Annotated in this window: 27 protein-coding genes; 16 read left to right on the top strand and 11 right to left on the bottom strand. The window is 63.9% G+C overall.

The window, feature by feature from the left end; genetic code table 11:
• Positions 1 to 16: 16 nt before the first annotated feature.
• From LB545_RS00550 to LB545_RS00575, 6 genes are all read right to left on the bottom strand, one after another.
• Positions 17 to 691 carry an amino acid ABC transporter permease gene (locus LB545_RS00550; RefSeq protein ID WP_140500508.1) on the bottom strand — a complete coding sequence of 225 codons (675 nt, stop codon included), beginning with the start codon at positions 689 to 691 and terminating at the stop codon, positions 17 to 19.
• Entirely contained in the window at positions 688 to 1347 is a 660-nt protein-coding gene (locus LB545_RS00555; protein WP_140500507.1) for an amino acid ABC transporter permease, read from the bottom strand. The genes LB545_RS00550 and LB545_RS00555 overlap by 4 nt, the downstream gene beginning before the upstream one ends.
• A 101-nt stretch (positions 1348 to 1448) precedes the next feature.
• Positions 1449 to 2306 carry a transporter substrate-binding domain-containing protein gene (locus tag LB545_RS00560; RefSeq protein WP_140517600.1) on the bottom strand — a complete coding sequence of 286 codons (858 nt, stop codon included), beginning with the start codon at positions 2304 to 2306 and terminating at the stop codon, positions 1449 to 1451.
• A 2-nt stretch (positions 2307 to 2308) separates the two neighbouring features.
• On the bottom strand, positions 2309 to 2803 hold the full coding sequence (locus tag LB545_RS00565; RefSeq protein WP_140500504.1) for an Lrp/AsnC family transcriptional regulator: 495 nt from the start codon (positions 2801 to 2803) through the stop codon (positions 2309 to 2311).
• A gap of 346 nt (positions 2804 to 3149) precedes the next feature.
• A complete protein-coding gene (gene rpmF, locus LB545_RS00570) occupies positions 3150 to 3332 on the bottom strand; it encodes a 50S ribosomal protein L32 (protein ID WP_008834724.1) in 183 nt (60 codons plus the stop codon).
• A gap of 142 nt (positions 3333 to 3474) precedes the next feature.
• Entirely contained in the window at positions 3475 to 4236 is a 762-nt protein-coding gene (locus tag LB545_RS00575; RefSeq protein WP_140500502.1) for a transglycosylase domain-containing protein, read from the bottom strand.
• A gap of 78 nt (positions 4237 to 4314) precedes the next feature.
• Between LB545_RS00575 and LB545_RS00580 the strand changes: the two genes are divergently transcribed.
• From LB545_RS00580 to LB545_RS00600, 5 genes are all read left to right on the top strand, one after another.
• Positions 4315 to 5232 (top strand): polyprenyl synthetase family protein, encoded by a 918-nt coding sequence (locus LB545_RS00580; protein ID WP_140517599.1) that lies wholly within the window; start codon positions 4315 to 4317, stop codon positions 5230 to 5232.
• A 70-nt stretch (positions 5233 to 5302) separates the two neighbouring features.
• On the top strand, positions 5303 to 6058 hold the full coding sequence (locus LB545_RS00585; RefSeq protein ID WP_140500499.1) for an SDR family oxidoreductase: 756 nt from the start codon (positions 5303 to 5305) through the stop codon (positions 6056 to 6058).
• Positions 6059 to 6265: 207 nt separating this feature from the next.
• A complete protein-coding gene (locus LB545_RS00590) occupies positions 6266 to 6484 on the top strand; it encodes a hypothetical protein (RefSeq protein WP_140517598.1) in 219 nt (72 codons plus the stop codon).
• Between the two features lie 13 nt (positions 6485 to 6497).
• Complete coding sequence (locus LB545_RS00595) at positions 6498 to 6740, top strand: hypothetical protein (RefSeq protein ID WP_140662920.1); 243 nt, start codon at positions 6498 to 6500, stop codon at positions 6738 to 6740.
• A 177-nt stretch (positions 6741 to 6917) separates the two neighbouring features.
• The gene (locus LB545_RS00600; protein WP_224704207.1) at positions 6918 to 9257 is read left to right on the top strand and encodes a response regulator; all 2340 of its coding nucleotides are present in this window, start codon (positions 6918 to 6920) and stop codon (positions 9255 to 9257) included.
• On the opposite strand, the gene LB545_RS00605 is transcribed toward LB545_RS00600, so the two are convergent.
• From LB545_RS00605 to LB545_RS00620, 4 genes are all read right to left on the bottom strand, one after another.
• Positions 9258 to 10070 (bottom strand): Stf0 family sulfotransferase, encoded by an 813-nt coding sequence (locus LB545_RS00605; protein WP_224619784.1) that lies wholly within the window; start codon positions 10068 to 10070, stop codon positions 9258 to 9260.
• Between the two features lie 64 nt (positions 10071 to 10134).
• A complete protein-coding gene (locus LB545_RS00610; protein ID WP_140525751.1) occupies positions 10135 to 10983 on the bottom strand; it encodes a lytic transglycosylase domain-containing protein in 849 nt (282 codons plus the stop codon).
• Positions 10984 to 10988: 5 nt separating this feature from the next.
• Complete coding sequence (gene ispG, locus LB545_RS00615; RefSeq protein ID WP_140517596.1) at positions 10989 to 12239, bottom strand: flavodoxin-dependent (E)-4-hydroxy-3-methylbut-2-enyl-diphosphate synthase; 1251 nt, start codon at positions 12237 to 12239, stop codon at positions 10989 to 10991.
• A gap of 557 nt (positions 12240 to 12796) precedes the next feature.
• Positions 12797 to 12976: a YdcH family protein gene (locus LB545_RS00620; RefSeq protein ID WP_097571999.1), complete on the bottom strand. Its 180-nt coding sequence runs from the start codon at positions 12974 to 12976 to the stop codon at positions 12797 to 12799.
• 240 nt (positions 12977 to 13216) lie between these two features.
• Between LB545_RS00620 and LB545_RS00625 the strand changes: the two genes are divergently transcribed.
• Positions 13217 to 13420, top strand: coding sequence for a YdcH family protein (locus LB545_RS00625; protein ID WP_140500489.1), 204 nt, complete (start codon positions 13217 to 13219; stop codon positions 13418 to 13420).
• Positions 13421 to 13422: 2 nt separating this feature from the next.
• Here LB545_RS00625 and LB545_RS00630 read toward each other — a convergent pair whose 3' ends face one another.
• Positions 13423 to 14217 (bottom strand): IclR family transcriptional regulator, encoded by a 795-nt coding sequence (locus tag LB545_RS00630; protein ID WP_140558863.1) that lies wholly within the window; start codon positions 14215 to 14217, stop codon positions 13423 to 13425.
• Between the two features lie 129 nt (positions 14218 to 14346).
• Between LB545_RS00630 and LB545_RS00635 the strand changes: the two genes are divergently transcribed.
• The 10 genes from LB545_RS00635 to LB545_RS00680 all read left to right on the top strand — a co-directional run bounded on the left by LB545_RS00635 (position 14347) and on the right by LB545_RS00680 (position 22663).
• Positions 14347 to 15228 (top strand): transporter substrate-binding domain-containing protein, encoded by an 882-nt coding sequence (locus tag LB545_RS00635; protein ID WP_140500486.1) that lies wholly within the window; start codon positions 14347 to 14349, stop codon positions 15226 to 15228.
• A gap of 90 nt (positions 15229 to 15318) precedes the next feature.
• Positions 15319 to 15984: an amino acid ABC transporter permease gene (locus LB545_RS00640; RefSeq protein ID WP_140500485.1), complete on the top strand. Its 666-nt coding sequence runs from the start codon at positions 15319 to 15321 to the stop codon at positions 15982 to 15984.
• 1 nt (position 15985) lies between these two features.
• Entirely contained in the window at positions 15986 to 16636 is a 651-nt protein-coding gene (locus LB545_RS00645; RefSeq protein WP_140500483.1) for an amino acid ABC transporter permease, read from the top strand.
• A 2-nt stretch (positions 16637 to 16638) separates the two neighbouring features.
• Positions 16639 to 17433, top strand: coding sequence for an amino acid ABC transporter ATP-binding protein (locus LB545_RS00650; protein ID WP_140517594.1), 795 nt, complete (start codon positions 16639 to 16641; stop codon positions 17431 to 17433).
• A 38-nt stretch (positions 17434 to 17471) separates the two neighbouring features.
• Positions 17472 to 17933: a RidA family protein gene (locus LB545_RS00655; protein ID WP_140517593.1), complete on the top strand. Its 462-nt coding sequence runs from the start codon at positions 17472 to 17474 to the stop codon at positions 17931 to 17933.
• Positions 17934 to 17957: 24 nt separating this feature from the next.
• Positions 17958 to 19163, top strand: coding sequence for an aminotransferase class V-fold PLP-dependent enzyme (locus tag LB545_RS00660; protein ID WP_140517592.1), 1206 nt, complete (start codon positions 17958 to 17960; stop codon positions 19161 to 19163).
• 405 nt (positions 19164 to 19568) lie between these two features.
• Positions 19569 to 20108: a sigma-70 family RNA polymerase sigma factor gene (locus tag LB545_RS00665; protein WP_140500476.1), complete on the top strand. Its 540-nt coding sequence runs from the start codon at positions 19569 to 19571 to the stop codon at positions 20106 to 20108.
• The gene (locus LB545_RS00670; RefSeq protein ID WP_224704208.1) at positions 20105 to 20998 is read left to right on the top strand and encodes an anti-sigma factor family protein; all 894 of its coding nucleotides are present in this window, start codon (positions 20105 to 20107) and stop codon (positions 20996 to 20998) included. The genes LB545_RS00665 and LB545_RS00670 overlap by 4 nt, the downstream gene beginning before the upstream one ends.
• Before the next feature lie 94 nt (positions 20999 to 21092).
• Complete coding sequence (purE, locus tag LB545_RS00675) at positions 21093 to 21590, top strand: 5-(carboxyamino)imidazole ribonucleotide mutase (protein ID WP_140562403.1); 498 nt, start codon at positions 21093 to 21095, stop codon at positions 21588 to 21590.
• Complete coding sequence (locus tag LB545_RS00680) at positions 21587 to 22663, top strand: 5-(carboxyamino)imidazole ribonucleotide synthase (RefSeq protein WP_224704209.1); 1077 nt, start codon at positions 21587 to 21589, stop codon at positions 22661 to 22663. The genes purE and LB545_RS00680 overlap by 4 nt, the downstream gene beginning before the upstream one ends.
• Positions 22664 to 22775 lie beyond the last annotated feature (112 nt).

Here is a 22775-nt window from a genome sequence, read left to right on the forward strand (position 1 = left end):
TTGAAGCTTTTTTGGATCAGGCGCCACGGCGGGCTGCGAGATGGGGCTGCAGCCTATGCTCCAGGCTGCGCGAGATCGCTGCCACGAAGGCCGTCAGCCCCCAGTACAGCAATGCGATGGCGGTGAAGATCTCCACCGGCGAGAAGGTGCGGCCAATGATGTTCTGGGCCATGTAGGTGAGTTCCGGTACGGTGATCGCCGACAGGATCGCCGATTCCTTGATCAGCGTGATGGTGAGATTGGTGGCCGCGGGCAGGATGTAGCCGAGCACCTGCGGCACCAGGATCTTGCGGAAGATGGTCAGGTAGCGCAGTCCCAGCGCGTAGCCGGCCTCGACCTGGCCGTACGAAATCGACTGGATCGCGCCCCTGATGATCTCGGCCGAATAGGCGCTGGCGTAGGCCGACAGCGCGCCGATCGACACGACCACGGGCGAGAGCCTGACACCGAACATCGGCAAGGCGTAGAACAAAAGGAAGATCTGGATCAGGAACGGGATATTGCGGAATATTTCGACATAGGCCGAGACGATCGCCGTCGGCACCCGTCCGCCGCGCAGCCGGATCAGCGCCAGCACGGTACCGAGCGCGAAGCCGAACGGCAGTGCGACAGCGCACATCAGCGCCGTGTTGCCGAAGCCCTTGGCGAGGATCTGCCAGTTGTCCGCTATGACGGAAAAATCGAAGCTCATGCGCGTGCGCCTCGCGCCTTGAGTTCCAGATGCCTAGTCAGCAGGCTGCATGATAGCAGCACGACGAAATACAGCACCGCCGCGATGCAGAAGGCCTCGACCGGCCGGTAGGTGACGTTCATGATGTTCTGCGCGGTGCGGGTCAGTTCCACCACCGCGATCACCGACAGGATCGAGGATGCCTTCACCAGCATGGTGAACTCGTTGACCATCGGTGGGATAATGGCGCGGAAGAGCTGCGGCAGGATGACCTTGAACCAGGTCACGGCAGGCTTCAGCCCGAGCGCCTTGGCCGCCTCGTACTGGCCGGCGGGAATGCGCGTCAGCCCGGCGCGCAGGATTTCGGCGACGAAGGCCGCGCTGTTGAAGCTGAGCGCCAGCACGCCGGCCAGGAGCGGCGGCAGGTCGATACCGACGAGGCCCGGCAGCACGTAGTAGACCATGAAGATCTGCACGATCAGCGGCGTGCCTCGGATGAAGCTGGTGTAGACCGCGCCGATCCAGCGGATCACGCGCCAGCGCGACCTGCCACATGCGAGCAGGCCGAAGCCGATCAATGTGCCCACCAGAAACCCCAGCGCCGAGACGCTCAGCGTGATGCCGGCGCCGGCCAGGAATTCCGGCAGGAAGGTCAGCGTCTTTGAAAAATGGAACATTTTTCAGCTCGAATGATCCCTGGACGTCCGGGCCATCCGAGACCGGCGCGTCCAATGACTGGAACCACCGGTCCGGCAGCGCCGGGCGCCTGGTTGGGGGCTTAGAGCGCGCCAGGCGGCAGATAACCCTCGTCGGGCGTCTTCATCTCGAACCCGAACCATTTGAGCTGAAGCTCCTTCAGCTTGCCGCTGTCCTTCAAGTCGCCGATTTTGGCGTTGATGAAGGCGCGCAGATCCTTGTCCTCCGGCCGCACCACCCAGGAGAGATAGGAGAATTCGCCGATCGAGCCGACGACCTTGTAGGTATCGGGAACGTTCTTCATCAGAACGGCCGCCGAAGGCGAGGCGATGACGATGGCGTCGACCTGGCCGGAGGCCAGAGCGACATGGGTCTCGGGGAAGGAGGTGAACAGCTTCATCTCGCCGACACCCTTGCCGCCTTTATCCTTGAGCTCCTTGTCATAGGCCTCGATGATGGGCTGCACGGAGGAGGCGAGTTGCGTGGCCACCACCATGCCGTTGATGTCCTCCGGCTTCTTGATGCGCTCCTCGTCGACGCGCACGACGACGACGTTCTCGAACGAACCGGTCGGCCGCGTATAGGCGTATTTCGCCGCCCGCTCGGCGTTGATGCCGGTCGAGGTCGCCATCAGGTCGAACTTCTTGGCCAGCAGCCCTGGCAGCAAGCCTTGGAAAGGCAGGTTGAGCTGGTCGAGCTTCACGCCGAGCTGGCTGACCACATAGTCGAGAATGTCCTTGTTATAGCCGACGATCTGGCCGTCGCGGACGAATTCGAACGGCTCGAACGCGGCCTCGGTTCCGACGAGGATGGTGCCGCGCTGCTTGATTTGGTCGACCAGCCCATCGGCATGGGCGGTGGCAGCGAACGGCAGGAGGAGCGGCGCGGCGGCAAGAAGGGTCAGGACGCGGCGGCGCGAAGCGGAAAGAAACTCACCCATTGTTACCCTCTTTTTTCTTCGGTTTTGCTGTGCTGGTAAGCCCGGCCGCTATGCTTGAAGACGCGACCGATCATGTAGCTCTCGGAATCCTTGATCCCGGGAACGTTGGCCAGTTCACTGACGAGGAAATCGTGCAGGCTGGTCGTGGATGGCAAAGTGAGCTGGATGATGATGTCGAACGGCCCGGTCATGGCGTAGACGCTGTCGACGAACGAGTATTCCGACAGTTTTCGAGCAACGCTGATGATGTGCTCGCGGTCGACGTCGAGCCCGACAATGGCCGCAATGCCGACATCGCTGCGCAAAGGGCGCACGACCGCCTGGATGCAGATATCCGGGTCCTCGAGCACACGGGCCATTTTCCGCCGCACCGTCGCTTCGGTGACGCCGATGCGCTTGGCGATATCCACACTCGACATCCGCCCATCGACTTTGAGTTGGGAAAGGACGGCCTGCTCGGTATCGTCGAGATCACTTGTGCTGACGAAATCCCACATCGAATTCCCAATCTGTGTCGATTTCCGACTATAAATTCAAAAATCGCATAAGAAACCGTCTATGGCAATCCCACAGATTGCGAAAAACACCAGCGACGCTGCCTCCGGCGATTGCCGCGCATCGGGCTCACGGTTCGATCATTGGGAAAAGTCGTGTCGACCGAGTCGAAGGCGATGTGCGGTATGCAATCGGCCATGCCTCGAGGATGCGCGATGAGGCGGCGTCCGGGCCGATCGGAGATCAAGGCCTGGAGACGCAGCTACGCTGTCGGTCGTCGGTCCCGCCAGACGCAAAAAGACCGGCCAGCGGCCGGTCTTTTTAGCTCAAACATCAGGAAAGCTGGTCTCAGCTTTCCTTGGGCGTCAGCACCTGGCGGCCGCGATACATGCCGGTCTTCAGGTCGATATGGTGCGGGCGGCGCATTTCGCCGGAGTTCTTGTCCTCGACATAGGTCGGGGCCTTGAGGGCGTCTGCCGAGCGGCGCATGCCGCGCTTGGACGGAGAGGTTTTTCGTTTCGGAACGGCCATGGATATGCTCCACTACATGGTCAAAAGCCCCGCCCGCCCTCGTGAAAGGGCCGTGTCAGGGGCCGGAATCTGAGAAAGTCGGGTGCCTATACACGCCCGGTGCCGTTTTGGCCAGCGCTGCCCGCGAATTTTTTTATGTCGGCTACTGGAGGCAGCCGACATAAGCGCCGGATCGGCCGGCGCGCCGCTCGATCAGGTTGGCCAGCCTCCTCAGCCCCGGCCCGGGCTTGGCCGGGTTGCGGGCGATCGGATTTGGCAAGCTGACGGCAAGCAGCGCGGCCTGACGGCGCGACAGCTGTTTTGCCGAAATACCGAAATGGTGCCGCGCCGCCGCCTCGATGCCGTATATGCCCGGCCCCCACTCGGCGATGTTGAGGTAGATTTCCATGATGCGCCGCTTCGACATCACCGCGTCGAGATACACGGCCAGCGGCAACTCGACCACTTTACGAACCGTGCCCAGCGGACGAGACCACAAAAACAGGTTCTTCACCGTCTGCATGGTGATGGTCGAGGCGCCGCGCGTCCCCTCGCCGGCCAGCGCGTCGTCGACGACACCCCGCAATTCGCCGAGGTCGACGCCGCGATGGAAACAGAACTGTCCGTCCTCCGACATGATCACCGAATTGGCCAGCACCGGTGCCACGTCGTCGATCGACACCCAGCGGCGGTCATAGCCGGAGAAGGTGGCAAGATCCTTCAGCATCAGCGTCGACACCGGATGCACGAAAGACGGCAGATAGAGAAAGGTCAGCACCGTAGGGATAAGCGCCAGCACGGCAGCCACGACGATACCGCGCCGGACCCAGCGTTTGAGAGCACGACGGTTCACGCCACGGGATCTCGTCGCCATGTCCAGCTTTTCGGTTTCATGATCGACGATCGGTTCCGCCAAGTCGCCCAACCCGTGTCTCTCCCTCCCCCGGCATAATGGCGCTTGTCTTCTTGCGCAACGTCTGAGTGTCGGCTACCGGTCCGGGCCATGACGAATGACGATGAAATGGCGTTCGAAACGGCGCTCGTCGCACGGGCCGCCGCCGTCGAGACGTTGCTGCGGCGATTGCTCGACGACCGCGCGCTCACGGGCGAGATCGCGCGGCCCGAGCGCCTTATGGCGGCGATGCGGCACGGCGTGCTCAACGGCGGTAAGCGCCTGCGCCCCTTTCTGGTGATGGAAAGCGCGGCCCTGTTTTCCGCCGACGGCGAAGCGGCACTGCGCGTGGCGGCCGCACTGGAATGCGTGCACTGCTATTCGCTGATCCATGACGACCTGCCGGCGATGGACGACGACGATCTGCGCCGCGGCCAGCCTACCGTGCACAGGGCCTTCGACGAGGCGACCGCCATCCTGGCCGGCGACGCCCTGCTGACGCTTGCCTTCGACATCCTCGCCGACGAGACCACGGCGCTGCCGGCGGAGCGGCGGGCCGCCCTTGTGCTGGCGCTCGCCCGCGCCGCCGGGACCGGCGGCATGGTCGGCGGCCAGACGCTGGACCTCGAGGCCGAGCGCATCGCCCCGGACGAGGCCGGGATCATCCGGCTGCAGGCGATGAAGACCGGTGCGCTGATCCGCTTTGCCTGCGAGGCGGGCGCGGTCGTCGCCGGCGTGCCTGCCGGGGATCGCGAAAGACTGGCCGAGTTCGGCTCGGCGATCGGGCTTGCCTTCCAGCTTGCCGACGATCTTCTCGATTTGACCGCGGATGCCGCACAGATGGGCAAGGCGACGGGCAAGGACGCCGCCGCTGGCAAGGCAACGCTGGTGGCGCTGCACGGGGAGGCATGGGCACGCGCCCAGTTGCATGGCCTTGTCCATCAGGCGCATGCGCTGCTCGAACCCTATGGCGAGCAGGCCGGCCTGCTGAAGGCAGCCGCGACCTTCGTGGCGACGCGCAACAATTGAGATCGGGGCAGACCCCGAGGCTTGGCGTGAAGGTTTCTGTTTAACGGGCCAATCGGGAGGATCAGGTTCGATGTCGACCAAATTGTTCGATCTCAGCGGGCGCACCGCCCTCGTAACCGGCTCCTCGCAAGGCATAGGCTTCGCCTTGGCCAAGGGTTTGGCCGAAGCCGGCGCCAGGGTGATCCTCAACGGCCGTGACGAGGCAAGGCTCGCCACCGCGATCAGGCAGATTCCCGGAGCGGAAAAGCTGGCCTTCGATGCTACCGATCATGAAGCGGTTCGCTCGGCGGTCGACGGTTTCGAACTGGACGGCGGAGCGATCGACATTTTGGTGAACAATGCCGGCATGCAATTCCGCGCGCCGCTCGAGGAGTTTCCCGCCGATGCGTTCGAGCGCCTGCTGCAGACCAACGTCGCCAGCGTCTTCCATGTCGGCCAGGCCGTGGCGCGCCATATGATCAGGCGCGGCCGCGGCAAGATCATCAACATCGCCAGCGTGCAGACCGCGCTCGCCCGTCCGGGCATCGCGCCCTACACGGCGACGAAAGGCGCGGTCGGCAACCTGACCAAGGGCATGGCTACGGATTGGGCCAAACATGGCCTGCAATGCAATGCCGTTGCACCCGGCTATTTCGATACGCCGCTCAACGCTGCCCTTGTCGCCGACCCTGCGTTCAGCACCTGGCTGGAAAAGCGCACGCCAGCCGGCCGCTGGGGAAAGGTCGAGGAACTGGTCGGCGCCTGCGTCTTCCTGGCCAGCGAGGCCTCCTCTTTCGTAAACGGCCATATTCTCTATGTGGACGGCGGCATCACAGCGTCGATCTGATCCGCCGCGCCGAACAGGCAGGCGCGCCAAATGCTGCCCGATCGATAACCGGTTGACGCGGAGCTGACATCACTCGTGGCAGCATTCCGCTGTTCGAAGATACGCGGCTGCGGTGGTCTCACTCCCGGCCAGAGCGTTTGGGGACCTTGCGTTTCGGGAACAATTGCACCCGTCGCGACGTTCGGGACCAGAAGCAGGAGGCAACCCATGAACGACAACAAGCATCGCAAACAGCCGAGGCCAAGCGATCGCGACTTGCGCAACGATCCCGGCATCGGCGCATCCAAAGGCACCATCAAGGGTGGCGACATTCTTGACGACGACGAGGAACTCGATGGCGAAAATACTTTTCGGGGCGATGTCGAGAACGACACCACCCCGCAAGGCGGTGTGAACCCCGACCAGACCGGCCGGACGAACAAATAGAGGGAGATATCCCATGACCGGCAAGAAGACCCACGAACAGCAGGTGCAAATCATCGAGGAGCGGGTGAACACCAAGAATGCGAACAAGAATTTCAACGCCGAGGACGAACTGAAGCGGTCGAAGCAGGAAAGAACGGCTCGCCAGCAGGGCCAGTCGCTCAGGGGCGGCGACGTCGATCTGGTCGATGCCGATGACCGTGAAATGCTTCGCGGCTCGAACCAGGAATCCCGGCATCACAAACGGCCCGCGGATTGAAATAATATCCGAAGCTTGACCGTCCCTTGAAGTGGCGCGGCCCTTCATCTCGGCGCAGCCGGCAGGCTACATGGGAGGCTGCGGGAATCCGAAATTCTCGGTCGCCAGAACGAAATCTTAATGTAAATCAAGCGTAATCCCGACCGTTAAAATAATGCGTATGTGTTGGGGTTGCGCATGCCGGAATATTCTTCCTTCATACGGTCCATCCGGAGCCGTTATCTCTCAGGATTGCTGATCTTCGCGTTGGCTTCGCTGGCGATCATGCTCGCACTTGATCGCGTCAATTCCTTCCGCCACCAGATCGATGCCCTGAGCAGCAACCTTGTCATCTTTACCCGCGATCTGCGCAATGCGACCAGCTTCGCCGAGACGACGGGAACCGCCTGGCGAGCGGAGACGCGCGATGCGCTGACCGCGTCGGCGCGCGGCCATTCGGAACGCCTGACCAGCGAGATTGGGACGCTTGCGACCCAGATCGCCGCATTGCGTCCACGCCTGTCGACAAAGACGATCAACGAGCTCGAATCCGCTTCGGTCAATGGCGACCTTTTCTGGTCTCCGCGCGACATGATTCGAAACTTCAACCTGATGTCGGTGGCGCAGAAGGTCGATGAGTGGAGCTATCGCGAAATCCGCAACCAGAACGACCTGTTTGCCCAGCCGATGCTGGTCCGCGTCCGCACCGCCATGGACGACGAGCGCCATTTGGCCGATGCCTCCAGTGACCGGCTGCTGCTGTGGGCGAGCGGATTGCTGTTCGCGGTGCTCTCCATCGCCGCTTTCTGGATCTTCCGGCCGATGGAGCAAGCCATCCGCCGCGCCTTCGCCGAATCCGCCGAGTCGCTGTTCAAGGCCGAGGCGGCCGACCGCGCCAAATCGGAATTCCTCGCCAATATGAGCCACGAAATCCGCACGCCGATGAACGGCGTGCTCGGCATGGCCGAGCTGCTGGCCAAGACTGAGCTGACCGCGCGCCAGAAGACCTTCACCGACGTCATCGTCAAATCCGGCAATGCGCTGCTCACCATCATCAACGACATCCTCGATTTCTCCAAGATCAATGCCGGCCAGCTCACGCTCGACCCGGCGCCGTTCCGCCTTGCCGAGGCGGTCGAGGATGTGGCCACGCTCGTCTCCGCCCATGTCGCCGAAAAGAACCTCGAACTGATCGTGCGCGTCGACCCGCGCCTGCCGGCCTACGTCGTCGGCGACGCCGGGCGGTTCCGCCAGATTGTCACCAACCTGCTCGGCAACGCGGTGAAGTTCACCGAGAAGGGCCATGTGCTGATCGACGTCGGCGGCGAAACCGTCAATGACGTCGTCCAGCTCAAGTTGCGCGTCGAGGACACCGGCATCGGCATCCCGGCCGAAAAGTTGCAGAACGTGTTCGAAAAATTCGCCCAGGTCGACGGCTCCTCGACCCGCCGTCACGAGGGCACCGGCCTTGGTCTCGCCATCGCCGCCCGCCTCGTCGACCTGATGGCCGGCAAGATTGGCGTCGAGAGCGAGATCGGCCGCGGCTCCGTATTCTGGTTCGCGGTGCCCCTGCCCGTGCATCGTGCCGAGGCTCGCGACGAGATCGTGCCGGTCGACGTCACCGGCGCCCGCGTTCTGGTCATCGACGACAATCCGGTCAACCGCGAGATCCTGCTCGAACAGCTCAGGAGCTGGAGCTTCGACTGCGCCGCCGCCGAAAGCGGTGCGGTCGGCTTGGCTTTCCTCGACCGCGCCTGCCAGCTGGGGGCCGCCGTCGATTGCATCATCCTCGATTACCAGATGCCCGGTATGAACGGCGCCGATGTCGCGAAAGCCATCGCCGCCGACAGCCGGCTGTCGGCCATACCGGTCGTGCTCCTGACCTCGGTCGACCAGGTCGATTTCGGCAAGATGATCATTGATTTCGGCATTGCCGCGCACCTGACCAAGCCGGCGCGCTCCGCGGTCCTGCTCGGCACCGTCATCTCGGTCGTCCAGAAAGCCCGCTCGCAGGTCGGCAGGGCGCAGTTCGTTCGCGAACCTGTACCGGCGCTGCCGCAGGCGGCGCCGCCCGCCTTTACCGTCATCCGCGGCCCGGCAATGCCGGCCGTCCCCGTGCCGGAACCGACGGTCGCGCCGAACGGTCCGATCGACATCCTCATCGCCGAGGACAACGAGGTGAACCAGTTGGTGTTCGGCCAGATTCTCAACGGGTTGGGCTTGAGCTATCGCATAGCCGGCAACGGCCGCACGGCGGTCGAGATGTACCGCTCGTTGCGCCCGAGGCTGATCCTGATGGACGTCTCCATGCCGGAGATGAACGGTTACGAGGCGACCCGCGCCATCCGGGCGACGGAGGCCTCGGATGGCAGCCACATTCCGATCATCGGCGTCACCGCGCATGCGCTGAAGGGCGACCGCGACAAGTGCATCGAAGCCGGCATGGACGACTATCTGCCGAAGCCGGTTTCACCCGACCGCCTCGGCGCCAAGATAGGCATCTGGCTCAGCGAAACGGTGGTGGCGAAGACGGCATAGCTATACCGTCGACGCCTCGGACGCCGCATCCAGATGATAACGGCGCATCCAGTCGAGGCTTGTCTCGTCGGCAAGCCTTGCGACGCCGGGTCTTATATCCCCAGCATCCGGTGCCTGAACCCCCAAGGCGTCGCAAACGGACGCCAACGTTGCAACCGGATCGCTCGACAGGCGCTCATAGCCGATCCGCAGCGGGATTACCTCTTGCTCCGCGAACCACATGTTCCAGGCAGTGTCATAACCATCGAGCCCGGCAACCTCATCCTTGATCCGCCCGAAATCATATCGAGGTTCTCCGGGAGGTCCCACCCTTTCCAGTTCGGTGCCATCGGGAGCGACATGCCAAAGGCCGGTTTGCTGCGCCTTGACCAGCGATACGGCCTGCGCAAGCTTGTCCTCGCGTGACAGATGTATGTAGAGAACACGGCCAAAAGCCCTCTCGAAACGAGCTTTATCCGAGACAAGCCCCGGGAAAATCCGGTCGAGTATCGCTGAAAGCTCATCCAGATTCTCTCGCATCAGGCGCAGGCCGAAAATGCCGGTTCCACCCTTGCCGGCGGCGATGGCCGCATTGAGATAGGCGGCATTGAATTCGAGTTCGCCCATCGTGTCGCGGCCGGGCAGCCCCCACTCTTCGGCCCATTCGGGCACGTCCTGCCGCCGATAGAACGAATGAGGATCGCCCGCCGCCTTCGTGGAGGCCAGGAGCTTGCACAGCAAAGTGCTTCCGGTCCTGGGCGTGCCGCAGATAACATATGCGTCGACCATCCTGCGGCCCTCATTGCTCGTTGAAGGCAGGGCAATGCCGGCCAATCCAGGGTCGCCTATAGCCGCGGCCGTCATTTTTATCGCCCCTTCACCCGCAACGACACACCCGCTATCGGTTGCGCACCACCACGCATGCCCCGCCGACACTTTGCAGTTTCTGGCAGATAGCGCCGGCGGCGGCACGGTCGTCGACCCCGATCCTGACCGCGTAGATGCCGCGCCGGCCGATCGGCGTGCGCACCCGGCTGACCACCGGATCATGCCCGCCTAGCAGGGCCGGGAAGCGGCCTCTCACCCTGAGCCACTGGTTGATCGCGGCGCTGCGGCGGAAATTGCCGGCCACCTGGATTCCCCAGGGCTTTATGTTGATGGAAGCCATCGCCACCGTCCGCGACATGATCACCGGGAGCTTACGGCAGGCCGCGACGAAATCGGATTTCGCGTCGAGCGGTCGCACGCTTCCGGCATAGGCGCGGTCGGCGAACTTATCGACCGGCTCGCCCATAATGTCGAAGACATAGCTTTCGGTTTCCATCGGCAGGAAGCCGCCCGAGCCCAGCCAGCGCGAGACCCGGTTTTCGCCGGCATTGTAGGCGGCGGCCGCCAGGCCGAGATTGCCATAGCTGGTCTTCATCTCGGCGAGGTATTTCGCCGAGGCCGGGATCGCCTGGTTGATGTCGAAGGAATTGGCGAGCCCGCGCATCTTGGCGGTCCCCGGCATGAACTGGGCGATTCCTTCGGCGCCGACCGGACTGACGGCGTTGGGATCGAACCGACTTTCCTTCCAGATCAGCCGGGCGAAGAAATCCCTGGGCAGACCGTTCTGGTCGGCATGGGCCTGGATCAGGTTGCAGACCTTGTCGATCAGCCGCTGCTTGGCCGATTGCGGCGGATCGGCCTGGGCCAAGGTGGGCCACCCGCACAGCAGGATCAGCGCCACCGGGAGGAAGCGCAGCATTCGACCTACTCTGCCGCGGCCTTGCCGCGACCAAATCGTTGTTCGATATAGTCGGCGACCATCTTTTCGAAATCCTGCGCGATCGACGGTCCGCGCAGCGTCGCCGCCTTCTTGCCGTCGACGAAAACGGGCGCCGTCGGCGTCTCGCCGGTGCCTGGCAGCGAAATGCCGATATCGGCATGTTTGGACTCGCCCGGGCCGTTGACGATGCAGCCCATCACGGCGACCTTGAGGTTCTCGACCCCTGGGTATTTCTCACGCCACGCCGGCATGTTCTTCCTGAGATCGGCCTGGATGTTCTGGGCCAGTTCCTGGAACACGGTCGAGGTTGTGCGGCCGCAGCCGGGGCAAGCGGCGACGATCGGCACGAATTGCCTGAAGCCCATGGTCTGCAGCAATTCCTGCGACACCTGCACCTCGCGCGTGCGATCGCCGTTCGGCTCCGGCGTCAGCGATATGCGGATGGTGTCGCCGATGCCTTGCTGCAACAGGATGCCCATGGCGGCGGATGAGGCGACGATGCCTTTCGAGCCCATGCCGGCTTCGGTGAGGCCGAGATGCAGCGCATGGTCGGAACGGCTGGCGAGCTCGGTGTAAACGGCTATCAGGTCCTGCACGCCGCTGACCTTGGCCGAGAGGATGATCTTGTCGCGGCCAAGGCCGATCTCCTCGGCCATCTCGGCCGAGAGGATCGCCGACTGCACGATCGCCTCGCGCGTCACTTGCTGTGCGGTCAACGGAAAGCCGCGGGCCTGGTTGTCGTCCATCAGCCGGGTCAGGAGTTCCTGGTCGAGCGAGCCCCAGTTGACGCCGATGCGCACCGGCTTGTCATGTTTGATCGCCATCTCGACGATTGCCGCGAACTGCCGGTCCTTCTTGTCCTTGAAGCCGACATTGCCGGGATTGATGCGGTATTTGGCCAGCGCCTCGGCGCAGGCCGGATGATCGGCCAGGAGCTTGTGACCAATATAGTGGAAGTCGCCGACGATGGGCACGTTGATACCGAGCCGCGCCAACCGCTCCCGGATGCGCGGCACGGCGGCGGCGCTTTCATCGCGGTCTACGGTGATGCGCACGATCTCGGAGCCGGCGCGATGCAGCGCCGCGACCTGGGCGACCGTCTGGTCGACATCGGCGGTATCCGTATTGGTCATCGACTGCACGACGACGGGAGCACCCCCGCCAACCACCACGCCGCCCACATCGACGCCAACCGAGGTGCGGCGCGGGAAGGGAAAGGAATAATATCCGGTCATGCCGGCAGCCTTTAATCTCTGGAGCGCCGCGCGTCCACTTGGACGCACAAAAGCGCGCTCCGGGCCGATGCGCTGAAGTCCGGGCATGAGGTGGAGGAGCAAAGATGGCTTGTCAATGGCGACAGGTCGCCACTGGCCGCAATCGATGCCGCCGCCGGTTGCTCGGCGCCCGACTTTTATCGCTCGCTTGCGTCGGCCAATCGGCTACCTGGCGATTGGCAGGCCCCATCGCTTTGTCTTTCCCGGAACGAGTCCGTCATTTCGGGGAGGAGCAAGGAGAAGAGCGACGCAGCGCAGTCCCAGAATCCAAGCCCTGACCTCAGAGCGCCGCGGCAAGGCGGAATTCTGCTCCGCTGCACTCTTCGGTCAGTTATGGTAAAGGGGAGCCGCGACGAGCTTCGCCCCTACTCGTCCTGGGACTAGGAAGTCGGAGGGCCTCTGCCTGGTACGAATATCTGTGATGGTCGACCTGAAATCGAAGATCAAAACCACCAGTCCGGCGGCAATTGCCGCCGGCAGGAAAGACCCGAATGGTGAGCGGTTATGTCAGTGGGGCATCAATGCGTCGTGGGTTTGGCCCTCAGTTTTTCAATCTCGTCCTTGATTGCCAGCTTGCGTCGCTTGAGATTCACGATTTCCAGGTCGTCCACCGACGGGTGATTCATCGCGTCATCGAGCTCGCGTTCGATGTCGCCGTGTTTCCGCTGCAACTCATCAAGATGGGATGCAAGAGACATGATTGGTTCTCCCTTTCATGATTTCCTCGATTGCAGCCGCCAAAGGCGCGTCCACCGCAGGCTCGCTCTGTGACGGCACAATGACAGTGTGCCACCTTCGCGCAGCGATGTCGAATGATCCGTGGTAGCATTCCACGACAACGTGAAATGTGATATGGGCTGCGCGCCGGTGGCAGAGAGTGCCACCCCCCGCCCAATCAGGCCCAGCTTTGGGCGCCGCAGACGTGCAGACGGTAGAGAATGTCCGATCAGGAACAGGCCGATATTCGCCTCGAATTTTCCCGGCTGAAGCAGGAACACGCCGATTTCGACGCCGCGATCAATGCGATGATCGCCATGAACTGCGACCCGCTGCAGATCCAGCGCATGAAGAAGAAGAAGCTTGCGCTGAAGGATCGGCTGATGAAGCTGGAAGACAGGATCATCCCGGACATCATCGCCTGACTTCAGGTCCAGGCCGCGATCGAAAGCCGCGCCGCGCGTTCGCGCAACAGGGCCAGGAGTTCGCCTGTCTTCTCCTGCGACGTGTCGATGGGCACCACCAGGCACATCGTCGCCTCGACGGTGCCGGGTGCTGAAAACACCGGCGCGGCGAGGCATTTCGTATAGGCGTCGACGAGCCCCGAAGTGATGCAATAGCCGGTGGCTCGCGCCGTCGCTATGTCGGCGATGAAATCGTCCAGCCGCAATCTGCGGCCATCGGGCAGCATAAGGTCGTCTTCCGATATCATGGCTTCGATCCGGGCCTGTTCGAGGCCGGCGAGCAGCAGCCTGCCTGACGCGGTCCAGGGCAGCGGAATCTGCAATCCGGTGGCGGAGCTGATGCGGAACGGCCGGGTGCCCGGGCTCGAGTGGACGATCGTGTAGCGGCCGCTCTGCAGCATGCACAGTTCGGAGGTCTCACCGGTCTCGCGCGACAGGTTGTCGACCTCCTGGCGTCCTCGCCTCAAGAGGTCGTTGCCGCGCACATAATCCATTCCATAGAGATAGAGCTTCTTACCGAAATAGACGCGGTTGCCGTCGCCGGCCATCTCCAGGAGGCCCGCATCGACCAGCGATCGCACCAGTGTGTAGGTGGTCGAACGCGGCGCGTTGACCCCCTTGGCGAGGTCGCCGATACCGATGGCGCGCTGCGTCGAATGAAGGAACTCCAGAATCTGGAGCACCCGGTTGAGGCCCTTCTCCCGAGAGACCGAAATCTTTGCGTCCGCTGAGACCGCCAAGGCGCTGCCATCTTGCATTGTCGATTCCTGATGTTAGTATCTGTCTTGTACAGGATACACTCGTCCCTTGTAAGAGACAATTTCTGTAACGATCCGGGTGCGCGTATTGCCTGTGCGTAGGGGAACACAACACGAAAGGAGGTCGCTGTGGACGACACATCCAAAAGGCGTGATTTTCTGAAACTGGGCATGGCCGGACTGGCAACGGCCGGCGTCATGAGCGCGGCGGCAACGGTCGACGTCCAGAAGGCGGCGGCGCAGGCTGCGCCCGATAGCTTGCTACGCACCGTGCTGGAGCGCGGCAAATTGATTGTCGGCACCGGAAGCACCAATGCGCCATGGCATTTCGAGAACGATGCCGGCGAACTCGTCGGCATGGACATCACCATGGGGCGCATCCTGGCAAAGGGCTTGTTCGATGACCCGGCCAAGGTCGAGTTTGTCATGCAGGACCCGGCGCAGCGCATTCCGAACGTGACGACGAACAAGGTCGACATCACCATCCAGTTCATGACCATGACCGCGCAGCGCTCGCAGCTGATCAACTTCTCCAGGCCTTACTACGTCGAGGGCGTCGCCTTGCTGACTTTGCCCGGCGCCGAGAACAAGACCTTCGACAAGCTGCTTGCCGCAGGCTCCGCGACGCGCGTTTCCATCCTGCAGAATGTCGACGCCGAATCTTCGGTGCATTTTGCCTTGCCGGAGGCGCAGGTGATGCAGATCGATACACAGGCCAACGTGCTGCAGGCATTGGAATCCAAGCGTGCCGATGCCGCTGCCGTCGACCTCTCCACCGTGCGCTGGCTCGCCTCGCGCAATCCGGACAAATACTTCGATGCCGGCAAGAGCTGGTACTCGATGCTTTATGGCGCGGCGCTCCGGCAAGGCGATCTCGATTGGCTGACCTTCGTCAACCAGACCTTCACCATCGCCATGTTCGGCCATGAAACGGCGCTCTATGACGCCGCGTTCAAGGACTATTTCGGGCAGGAGCCGCCGGCGCGCCACCCCGGCTTCCCGGTTATCTGACGTCATCGGCGGAAGGGCGCCGACCCTTCCGCCTTTTTTCCTGGCGACGCGGCCAGCTTTGCGTCACATCGGGAGCACTGAGGCCGACGCATGGGTTATGCGCTCAATTTCAACCTGATCTGGCGGCATTTCGACAAGCTGTGGGGCGGTCTGCTGCTCAGCCTGGAGCTCGCCGTCATCTCGATCGCCATCGGCATCGTCATCGGTCTGGTCCTGGCGGTCTGGTACGTGTCGGCCGGACGCATGGTGCGCGGCATCATTGCCGCCTATGTCGAATTCATCCGAAACGTGCCGCTGATCCTGCTCGTCTATCTCGTCTTCTACGGTCTGCCGACCGTGGTCGACATCGCCTACAGCGCGCAAACCTCGTTCGTCGCCACGCTGGCGCTCTACAGCGGCGCCTATCTGGTCGAGGTGTTCCGCTCCGGTCTCGAAGCGGTGCCGCGCGGCCAGCTAGACGCCGGCAAGGCGATCGGCCTGACGCCCTGGCAAAGGCTGCTCCATGTGCGCCTGCCGACCATGCTGCGCATCACGCTGCCGGCGCTTTCCAACACTTTCATATCGCTGTTCAAGGACACCTCCGTCGCTTCGGTCATCTCGGTGCCCGAACTGACCTTCGGCGCGCAATGGATCAACTTCAACACCTTCCGCATCGTCGAGGTCTATCTCGTCGTGACGGCGATGTATCTGCTGACCGGCTACGCCCTGCTTTACGCGCTCCGGCTCGTCGAACGATGGTTCAAGGTGGTGCACTAGCATGCTTGGCCAGATCGCCTACGCCTTGCCTTTCCTGGCTCAGGGTTTTGCGCTGACGCTTTGGGTGTCGCTGCTGGTCGTGACGTTCTCGCTCGTCGCCGGTGTCGTCCTTGGCGTCGGCCTGGTCTATGGCCCGGCGCCGGCGCGCTGGGCGGTGCGCATCTTCAGCGACACTATTCGCGGCATACCGATCCTGGTGCTCATCTTCTTCGTCTACTACGGGATGCCGGCCGTCGGGCTTCACCTGCCGTCCTTCTGGGCTGCCGTGCTGGCGCTGACCTTGTTCAAGACAGCCCAGGTCGTCGAATATCTCCGGGGCGCCGTCGGCTCCATCCCGAAGGGACAATCGGAGGCGGCAATGGCGATCGGCCTGACCTTCCGCCAGCGGCTGGCCCATGTCATCTTTCCGCAAGCGTTCAGGCGTTTCCTGCCGCCCTGGATCAATGGCGTCACCGACGCGGTCAAGGGCAGCGCGCTGGTCTCGCTGCTCGGCATCACCGATCTCATGCAGGCCATCAACCAGGTCATCGGCCGCACCTATGAGGCCATGCCGCTCTACATCCTTGGCGCCCTCATCTACTTCGCCGTCAACTATGCGCTTTCGCTTGCCAGCAGGCGGCTGGAGCGGCGTTTCTCCTTCATCCGGGAATAGCAATGTCCACAAGCTCGAACGATGCCCCGGCCCTTCTCGACATCCGCGATGTGTCCAAATCCTTTGGCGCCGTCCAGGTCCTGCGCTCGGTCAGCCTGCGCGTGGCGCGCGGCGAGGTGGTGACGGTCATCGGGCCCTCGGGCAGCGGCAAGACCACGCTGCTGCGCTGCGTCAACTTCCTGGAGAGCTATGACAGCGGGTCCATCCGCATCGACGGCAAGGAGGTCGGCTTCCGAGAAACCGGAGCCCGCCAGCGCCGCAGCGAACGCGACCTTGCCGCGATGCGCGCCGAGACCGGCATGGTGTTCCAGAGCTTCAACCTGTTTCCGCATCTCACCGCCGCCGGCAACATCATGCTCGGCCTCACCAAGGTGCGCGGCAAAAGCACCGTGGAGGCGCGCACGATTGCCGAACACTGGCTCGGCCGCGTCGGTCTTGCCCATAAGGCCGACAGCCTGCCGGCGGAGCTCTCCGGCGGCCAGCAGCAGCGCGTCGGAATTGCGCGCGCCGTGGCCATGGGGCCGAAAATCCTGCTGCTCGACGAGATAACCTCCGCCCTCGATCCGGAACTCGTCGGCGAGGTGCTTGAAGTGGTGCGCAGCCTCGCCGAGGACGGCATGACGATGGTGATGGTCACGCATGAGATGGCCTTTGCCCGCGACGCCTCGAGCCGCATCGTCTTCATGGCCGATGGCGGCGTCGGCGCGGTCGGCCCGCCGAAGGAGATTCTCGCAGCAGACGCCGAGAATGAGCGTCTGCGCAATTTCCTGGCGCGCTTCCGCGCCTCGCATTTCTGACATTGGATGGTTGACACCATCCCAAGGAGCCTTCTTCCATGACGCCTTACACCAGGCTCACCGAACTCGGCCTCACATTGCCCGAGCCGCCGACGCCCATCGCCAACTTCGTTACCCATGCCGAGAGCGGCCGGCTGATCTTCCTGTCCGGCCAGGGACCGCTGCGGGCCGACGGCTCGCTCTGCACCGGGAAGGTGGGCGAGGATGTGACGGTGGAGGAGGCTTATCAGCATGCCCGCCTCACCGGCCTCAACCTGCTTGCCGTCATGCATGCTGCCGCCGGCGATCTCGGCCGCATCGTGCGCGTCGTCAAGCTGCTCGGCTTCGTCAACGCCACGCCGACCTTCAGCGACCACCCCAAAGTGGTGAATGGCTGCTCCGATCTTTTCGCCGACGTTTTCGCCACGATCGGCGGGCATGCCCGCTCGGCGATCGGCGTCGGCTCCTTGCCGGGAAACATCACCGTCGAAATCGAAGCGGTCGTCGAGATCGCTGCCTGATCTGTCATCCACGGGATTGCTCACATGAAAACATATTCAGACACCGGCTCCAACACCACGATCCGCGAACGGCTCGGCCTTCGCCCGATCATCAACGTCTCCGGCACGATGACGGCGCTCGGCGCGTCGATCATCGTGCCTGAAGCGATCAGCGCCATGTCTGAAATGGCATCGCAATGGGTGGAAATGGACGATCTGCAGCGCGCCGCAAGCGCCGTCGTCGCGCGCCTCACCGGTGGCGAGGCCGGCTTCATCACCGCCTGCTGTGCCAGCGGCATCACCATGGCGATCGCCGGCGCGATGACGGAAACCAACCTGCTCGCCATCGAACGCCTGCCGGACGACACCGGCGACCTCAAGTCGGAGGTGATCATCCAGCTTGGCCACATCGTCAACTACGGTGCCCCGATCGACCAGTCGGTCCGCGTTGCCGGCGCCAAGGTGGTGCCCGCCGGCACGGTCAGCGTCACGCAGGACTATCATGTGCGCGACGCGATCAACGACCGCACGGCGGCAGGGCTCTATGTCGTCGCGCATCACACCGTACAATACGGCATGCTGTCGCTGGAGGAGTTCTGTGAAATCTGCCACGCCAGGGGCGTGCCGGTGATCGTCGACGCGGCTTCCGAATATGACCTGCGCGGCTTCCTGGCGCGCGGTGCCGACATCGTCATCTACAGCGGCCACAAATTCCTGAGCGGCCCGACCAGCGGCATCGTCACCGGACGCAAGGATCTGGTGCGCGCCGCCTATCTGCAGAACCGCGGCGTCGCCCGCGCCATGAAGGTCGGGAAGGAAAGTATCGCCGGCACCATGGCAGCGCTCGAAGCCTGGGAGAAGCGCGACCACGCCGGCATCCGCCGGCGCGAAGAGGCCGCCCTCAACCTTTGGAAGGATGCTCTGCAGGGTATCCCGGGCATTGGCGCGGAGATCATTCCCGACCCGACCTCCAACCCGCTCGACCGCCTGCAGGTCTTCGTGCTGCCGGAAAGCCGCTTCACCGCTGCCGGCCTAGCCTCGGCGCTTGCCGGTGGATCGCCGCCCATCATCGTGCGCAATCACGAGGTCGAACGCGGCCATTTCTTCCTCGACCCCTGCAATCTTCATCCCGGAGAGGCGGAGAGCGTCGCCGAACGGCTGCGCGCCCTGTTAACCGCGAAGGACCGGCCCGCCGACGCCATGAAGATTGCTCGCAAGGACTCTTCCGGCGCCTTGCGCTGGCCGGATTGAGCGCCAAGCGGACCAACGAACCCAAAGCACCGGCTGATCACGTAACCGTGAACAGCCGGATGCGTACGCGGCGGGAATAAATCTCGGCCGCAACGGGTCTCCTCGACATAGGCCGCTACAGGCGTTGAGGAGATCCGCATGTCCGTCATCATGAACACGACAGCGAACATGGCCGCGGCGTCGGCGGCCGCCATGTGCTGGAGCGCATGACCTCAACCGGCCTCTCTCCCATGATGCACGGCTTTCCCATTGCGCTTGACACTGGTGACGCAGATGAATTCACTTTCGCCACGGCAGGCGGCTTTGCCTGTTGCCGAGGGTTTCGCCCGCACGGGCGGGGCGAGACCGCCGGTATTGCTTGAAAGCGCACGGCCTGTTCCTCGTGGAGTATCGGATGGTGCTGCTTTGAGCGAGAAGGCCGGAGCCGAGCGCTTCAGCGAGGTGGTGCTGCCTCATCTCGGTGACGCGCTGGCGCTTGCCCGCTGGTTGACCGGCAATGGCGCCGATGCCGAGGACGTCGTGCAGGACGCCTGCATAAAGGCGCATGCGGGCATATCAGGCTATGCCGGCGGCAATGCCCGCGCCTGGCTGCTGACCATCGTGCGCAACACCGCCTATACCTGGATGTCGCGCAACCGGCCGCGCGGCATGTTGGCCGTCGGTGATCTCGGCGATCTCGACGAGATGGCGGCGGCACACGGCATCAGCGTGCCGGACGAATATGGTCCGGAGGCAAGCCTGATCGCCAAGGCCGACACGGTGGCGCTTGAAACGGCGATAGCAGCCCTGCCGCAGCCGTTTCGCGAGACGCTTGTGCTGCGCGACATCAGCGGCCTCAGCTATCGCGAGATAGCGGCCATGCTCGGCGTGCCGATGGGCACGGTGATGTCCAGGCTGGCTCGCGCGCGGAGCCTGCTTATGTCTGACCTGGGGAGAGCGCCATGACCATGCATGACGATGGACTGCCCAATGATCCGGAAGGCATCAGGCTGATGATCCACGCCCTCGTCGATGGCGAACTTGATGCAGCGGCCGCGCTTGCGGTGGAGCGGCGCATTGCGGCCGATCCGCGGCTTGCCTCGGAGCATGCCCGCATCGTGGCCTTGCGGGGCGCGGTCAGCCGCCTGCCGCACCCAGATGTCGGCGACGCCTTTCGCGCGCGCATCGCGGCCATTGGCGCCGCGCCCACCGCACAGCCGGCAGGCGGAACGGCCAAGCCGCAGCAGGGCTCGCAGGTGCTCCCAGGGGTGCTTGCCCCGGGCGGGGGAGGCCAGAGGCGAAACGCCGATACGCGGCTGTCACCAAGTCGAGCGCGCCGCTTCGGCTCGTTCGACTGGCGCGCTCTTGCCGCCTCGATCATGATCAGCGCGGTGCTGGCCAGCGGGGCAACGCAATGGGTGATGGTCAACGGCGCGTCCGACAGCTTCGCCGCGGCGGTCGCCAGCGGCCATCGCCGCAGCCTGCTTGCCGCCAGCCCGATCGACATCGTCTCGTCGGATCGCCATACGGTAAAACCCTGGCTCGACGCCCGGATCGGCGTGTCGCCGCCGGCACCGGATCTTGCCAAGGACGGTTTTGCGCTGATCGGCGGCCGGGTCGAGGTGATTTCCGGCCGCCCGGTGCCGGCACTTGTCTACCGCCACCGCGAGCATCTGATCACGCTGGTCGCCGAACCTCAGCAGGGCGGCAAGGCCAGCGAGCCTGACGATCTTTCCTCGGGCGGCTTTTCGCTGGTGCAGTGGAGCGACGGCGCCTTCTCCTACTGGGCGATCTCCGACATGGAGCGGCCCGAACTCGACGATTTCGTTGCCCGCTTCCGCAAGGCTGCGGCATAGGCCGATTTCCCGGCCGGACCCCGGCAATGCCCCGCATCCTTGCCGCCGCCGCCGAATTCCGCTAAGGCGCGCCTTTGTCGCCGGGAGCAGAAGCTTGGACGGTCAACGCGTCGACGTCGCCATCATCATGGGCAGCCAGTCCGACTGGGCGACCATGCGCCATGCCGCCGAGACACTGGAGGCGCTTGGCATCCCGCACAAACGGCTGATCGTCTCGGCGCACCGCACCCCCGACCGGCTCTATGCCTTCGCCAAGGGCGCCAAGGCCGCCGGCTACAAGGTCATCATCGCCGGTGCGGGCGGTGCGGCGCACCTGCCCGGCATGACGGCGGCGATGACACCGCTGCCGGTGTTCGGCGTGCCGGTGGAATCCAAAGCCCTGTCGGGACAGGATTCGCTGCTGTCCATCGTCCAGATGCCGGCCGGCATTCCGGTGGGGACGCTGGCCATCGGCAAGGCCGGTGCTGCCAATGCAGCCCTATTGGCTGCCGCCGTTCTGGCGCTCAACGACGACAAGCTTGCCGGGCGGCTCGATGCCTGGCGCGCCTCGCAGACCGCCAAGGTCGCGGCCGAACCCACGGACACGCCGTGAGCCTGCCCGCCGGATCGACCATTGGCATCATCGGCGGCGGCCAGCTCGGCCGCATGCTGGCAATGGCGGCCGCTCGCCTCGGCTACCGCACCGTGGTGCTGGAGCCGCAGCCGGATTGCCCCGCGGCACAGGTCGCCAACCGTCAGGTCACGGCCGCCTACGATGATCCCGCCGCGCTTGCCGAATTGGCCGAGGCAAGTGCCGTCGTCACCTATGAATTCGAGAACGTTCCGGTTGCCGCCGCCGAGGCGCTCGCCGCAAAGGTGCCGGTCTATCCGCCTGCGCGCGCGCTTGATGTGGCGCAGGACCGGGTGACCGAAAAGACATTTCTCAACGGCATCGGCATTGCCACGGCGGATTTCCGCGCGGTCGACAATGACGGCGAGCTGACCGCAGCGCTGAAATCCTTTGGCGGCAGCGGCATATTGAAGACGCGGCGCATGGGCTATGACGGCAAGGGCCAGCGCGTCTTCCGTGACATGCAAGCCGGCGGCTTCGCCGGCACCTGCGAGGCCATGGGCAGCGTGCCGCTGGTCCTCGAGGCCTTCGTTTCCTTTGAGCGCGAAGTCTCCGTCATCGCCGCGCGCGGCATCGATGGCGTCGTCGCCGCCTACGATCCGGCCGAGAACGTCCACCGCAACGGCATTCTCCACACATCGACCGTGCCGGCCGCGATCGCGCCCCGGACAGCCGAGGCGGCCCGGACAGCGGCGGTGAAGATCCTGTCGGCGCTCGACTATGTCGGCGTCATCGGCGTCGAGTTCTTCGTGCTGGCCGATGGCTCGCTGCTGGCCAACGAGATCGCGCCGCGCGTCCACAATTCAGGCCACTGGACGGAAGCCGCCTGCACCGTTTCGCAGTTCGATCAGCATATCCGCGCCGTGGCCGGCCTGCCGCTCGGCGACCCGCGACACCATTCCGACTGCGTGATGGAGAACCTGATCGGCGACAATATCTCGCGCGTTCCGGAATTGCTGGCGGAGCCCGACCTGATGCTGCATCTCTACGGCAAGGCCGCAGCGCGGCCCGGCCGCAAGATGGGCCATTTCACCCGGATCAGCCGCCGCGCCTGACAGCAATCTCGACGCCGCGAGCTACCGGGCAGGAAAACTCGGCGCATGGCGTTCTCAAGTCACGTGGCGACCACCACATCATACCAGCCGGTGCCGAGCCATTGGCCGATTG

Source organism: Mesorhizobium sp. BR1-1-6 (assembly GCF_020165355.1).
In the GTDB taxonomy this organism is placed as follows: Bacteria; Pseudomonadota; Alphaproteobacteria; order Rhizobiales; family Rhizobiaceae; genus Mesorhizobium.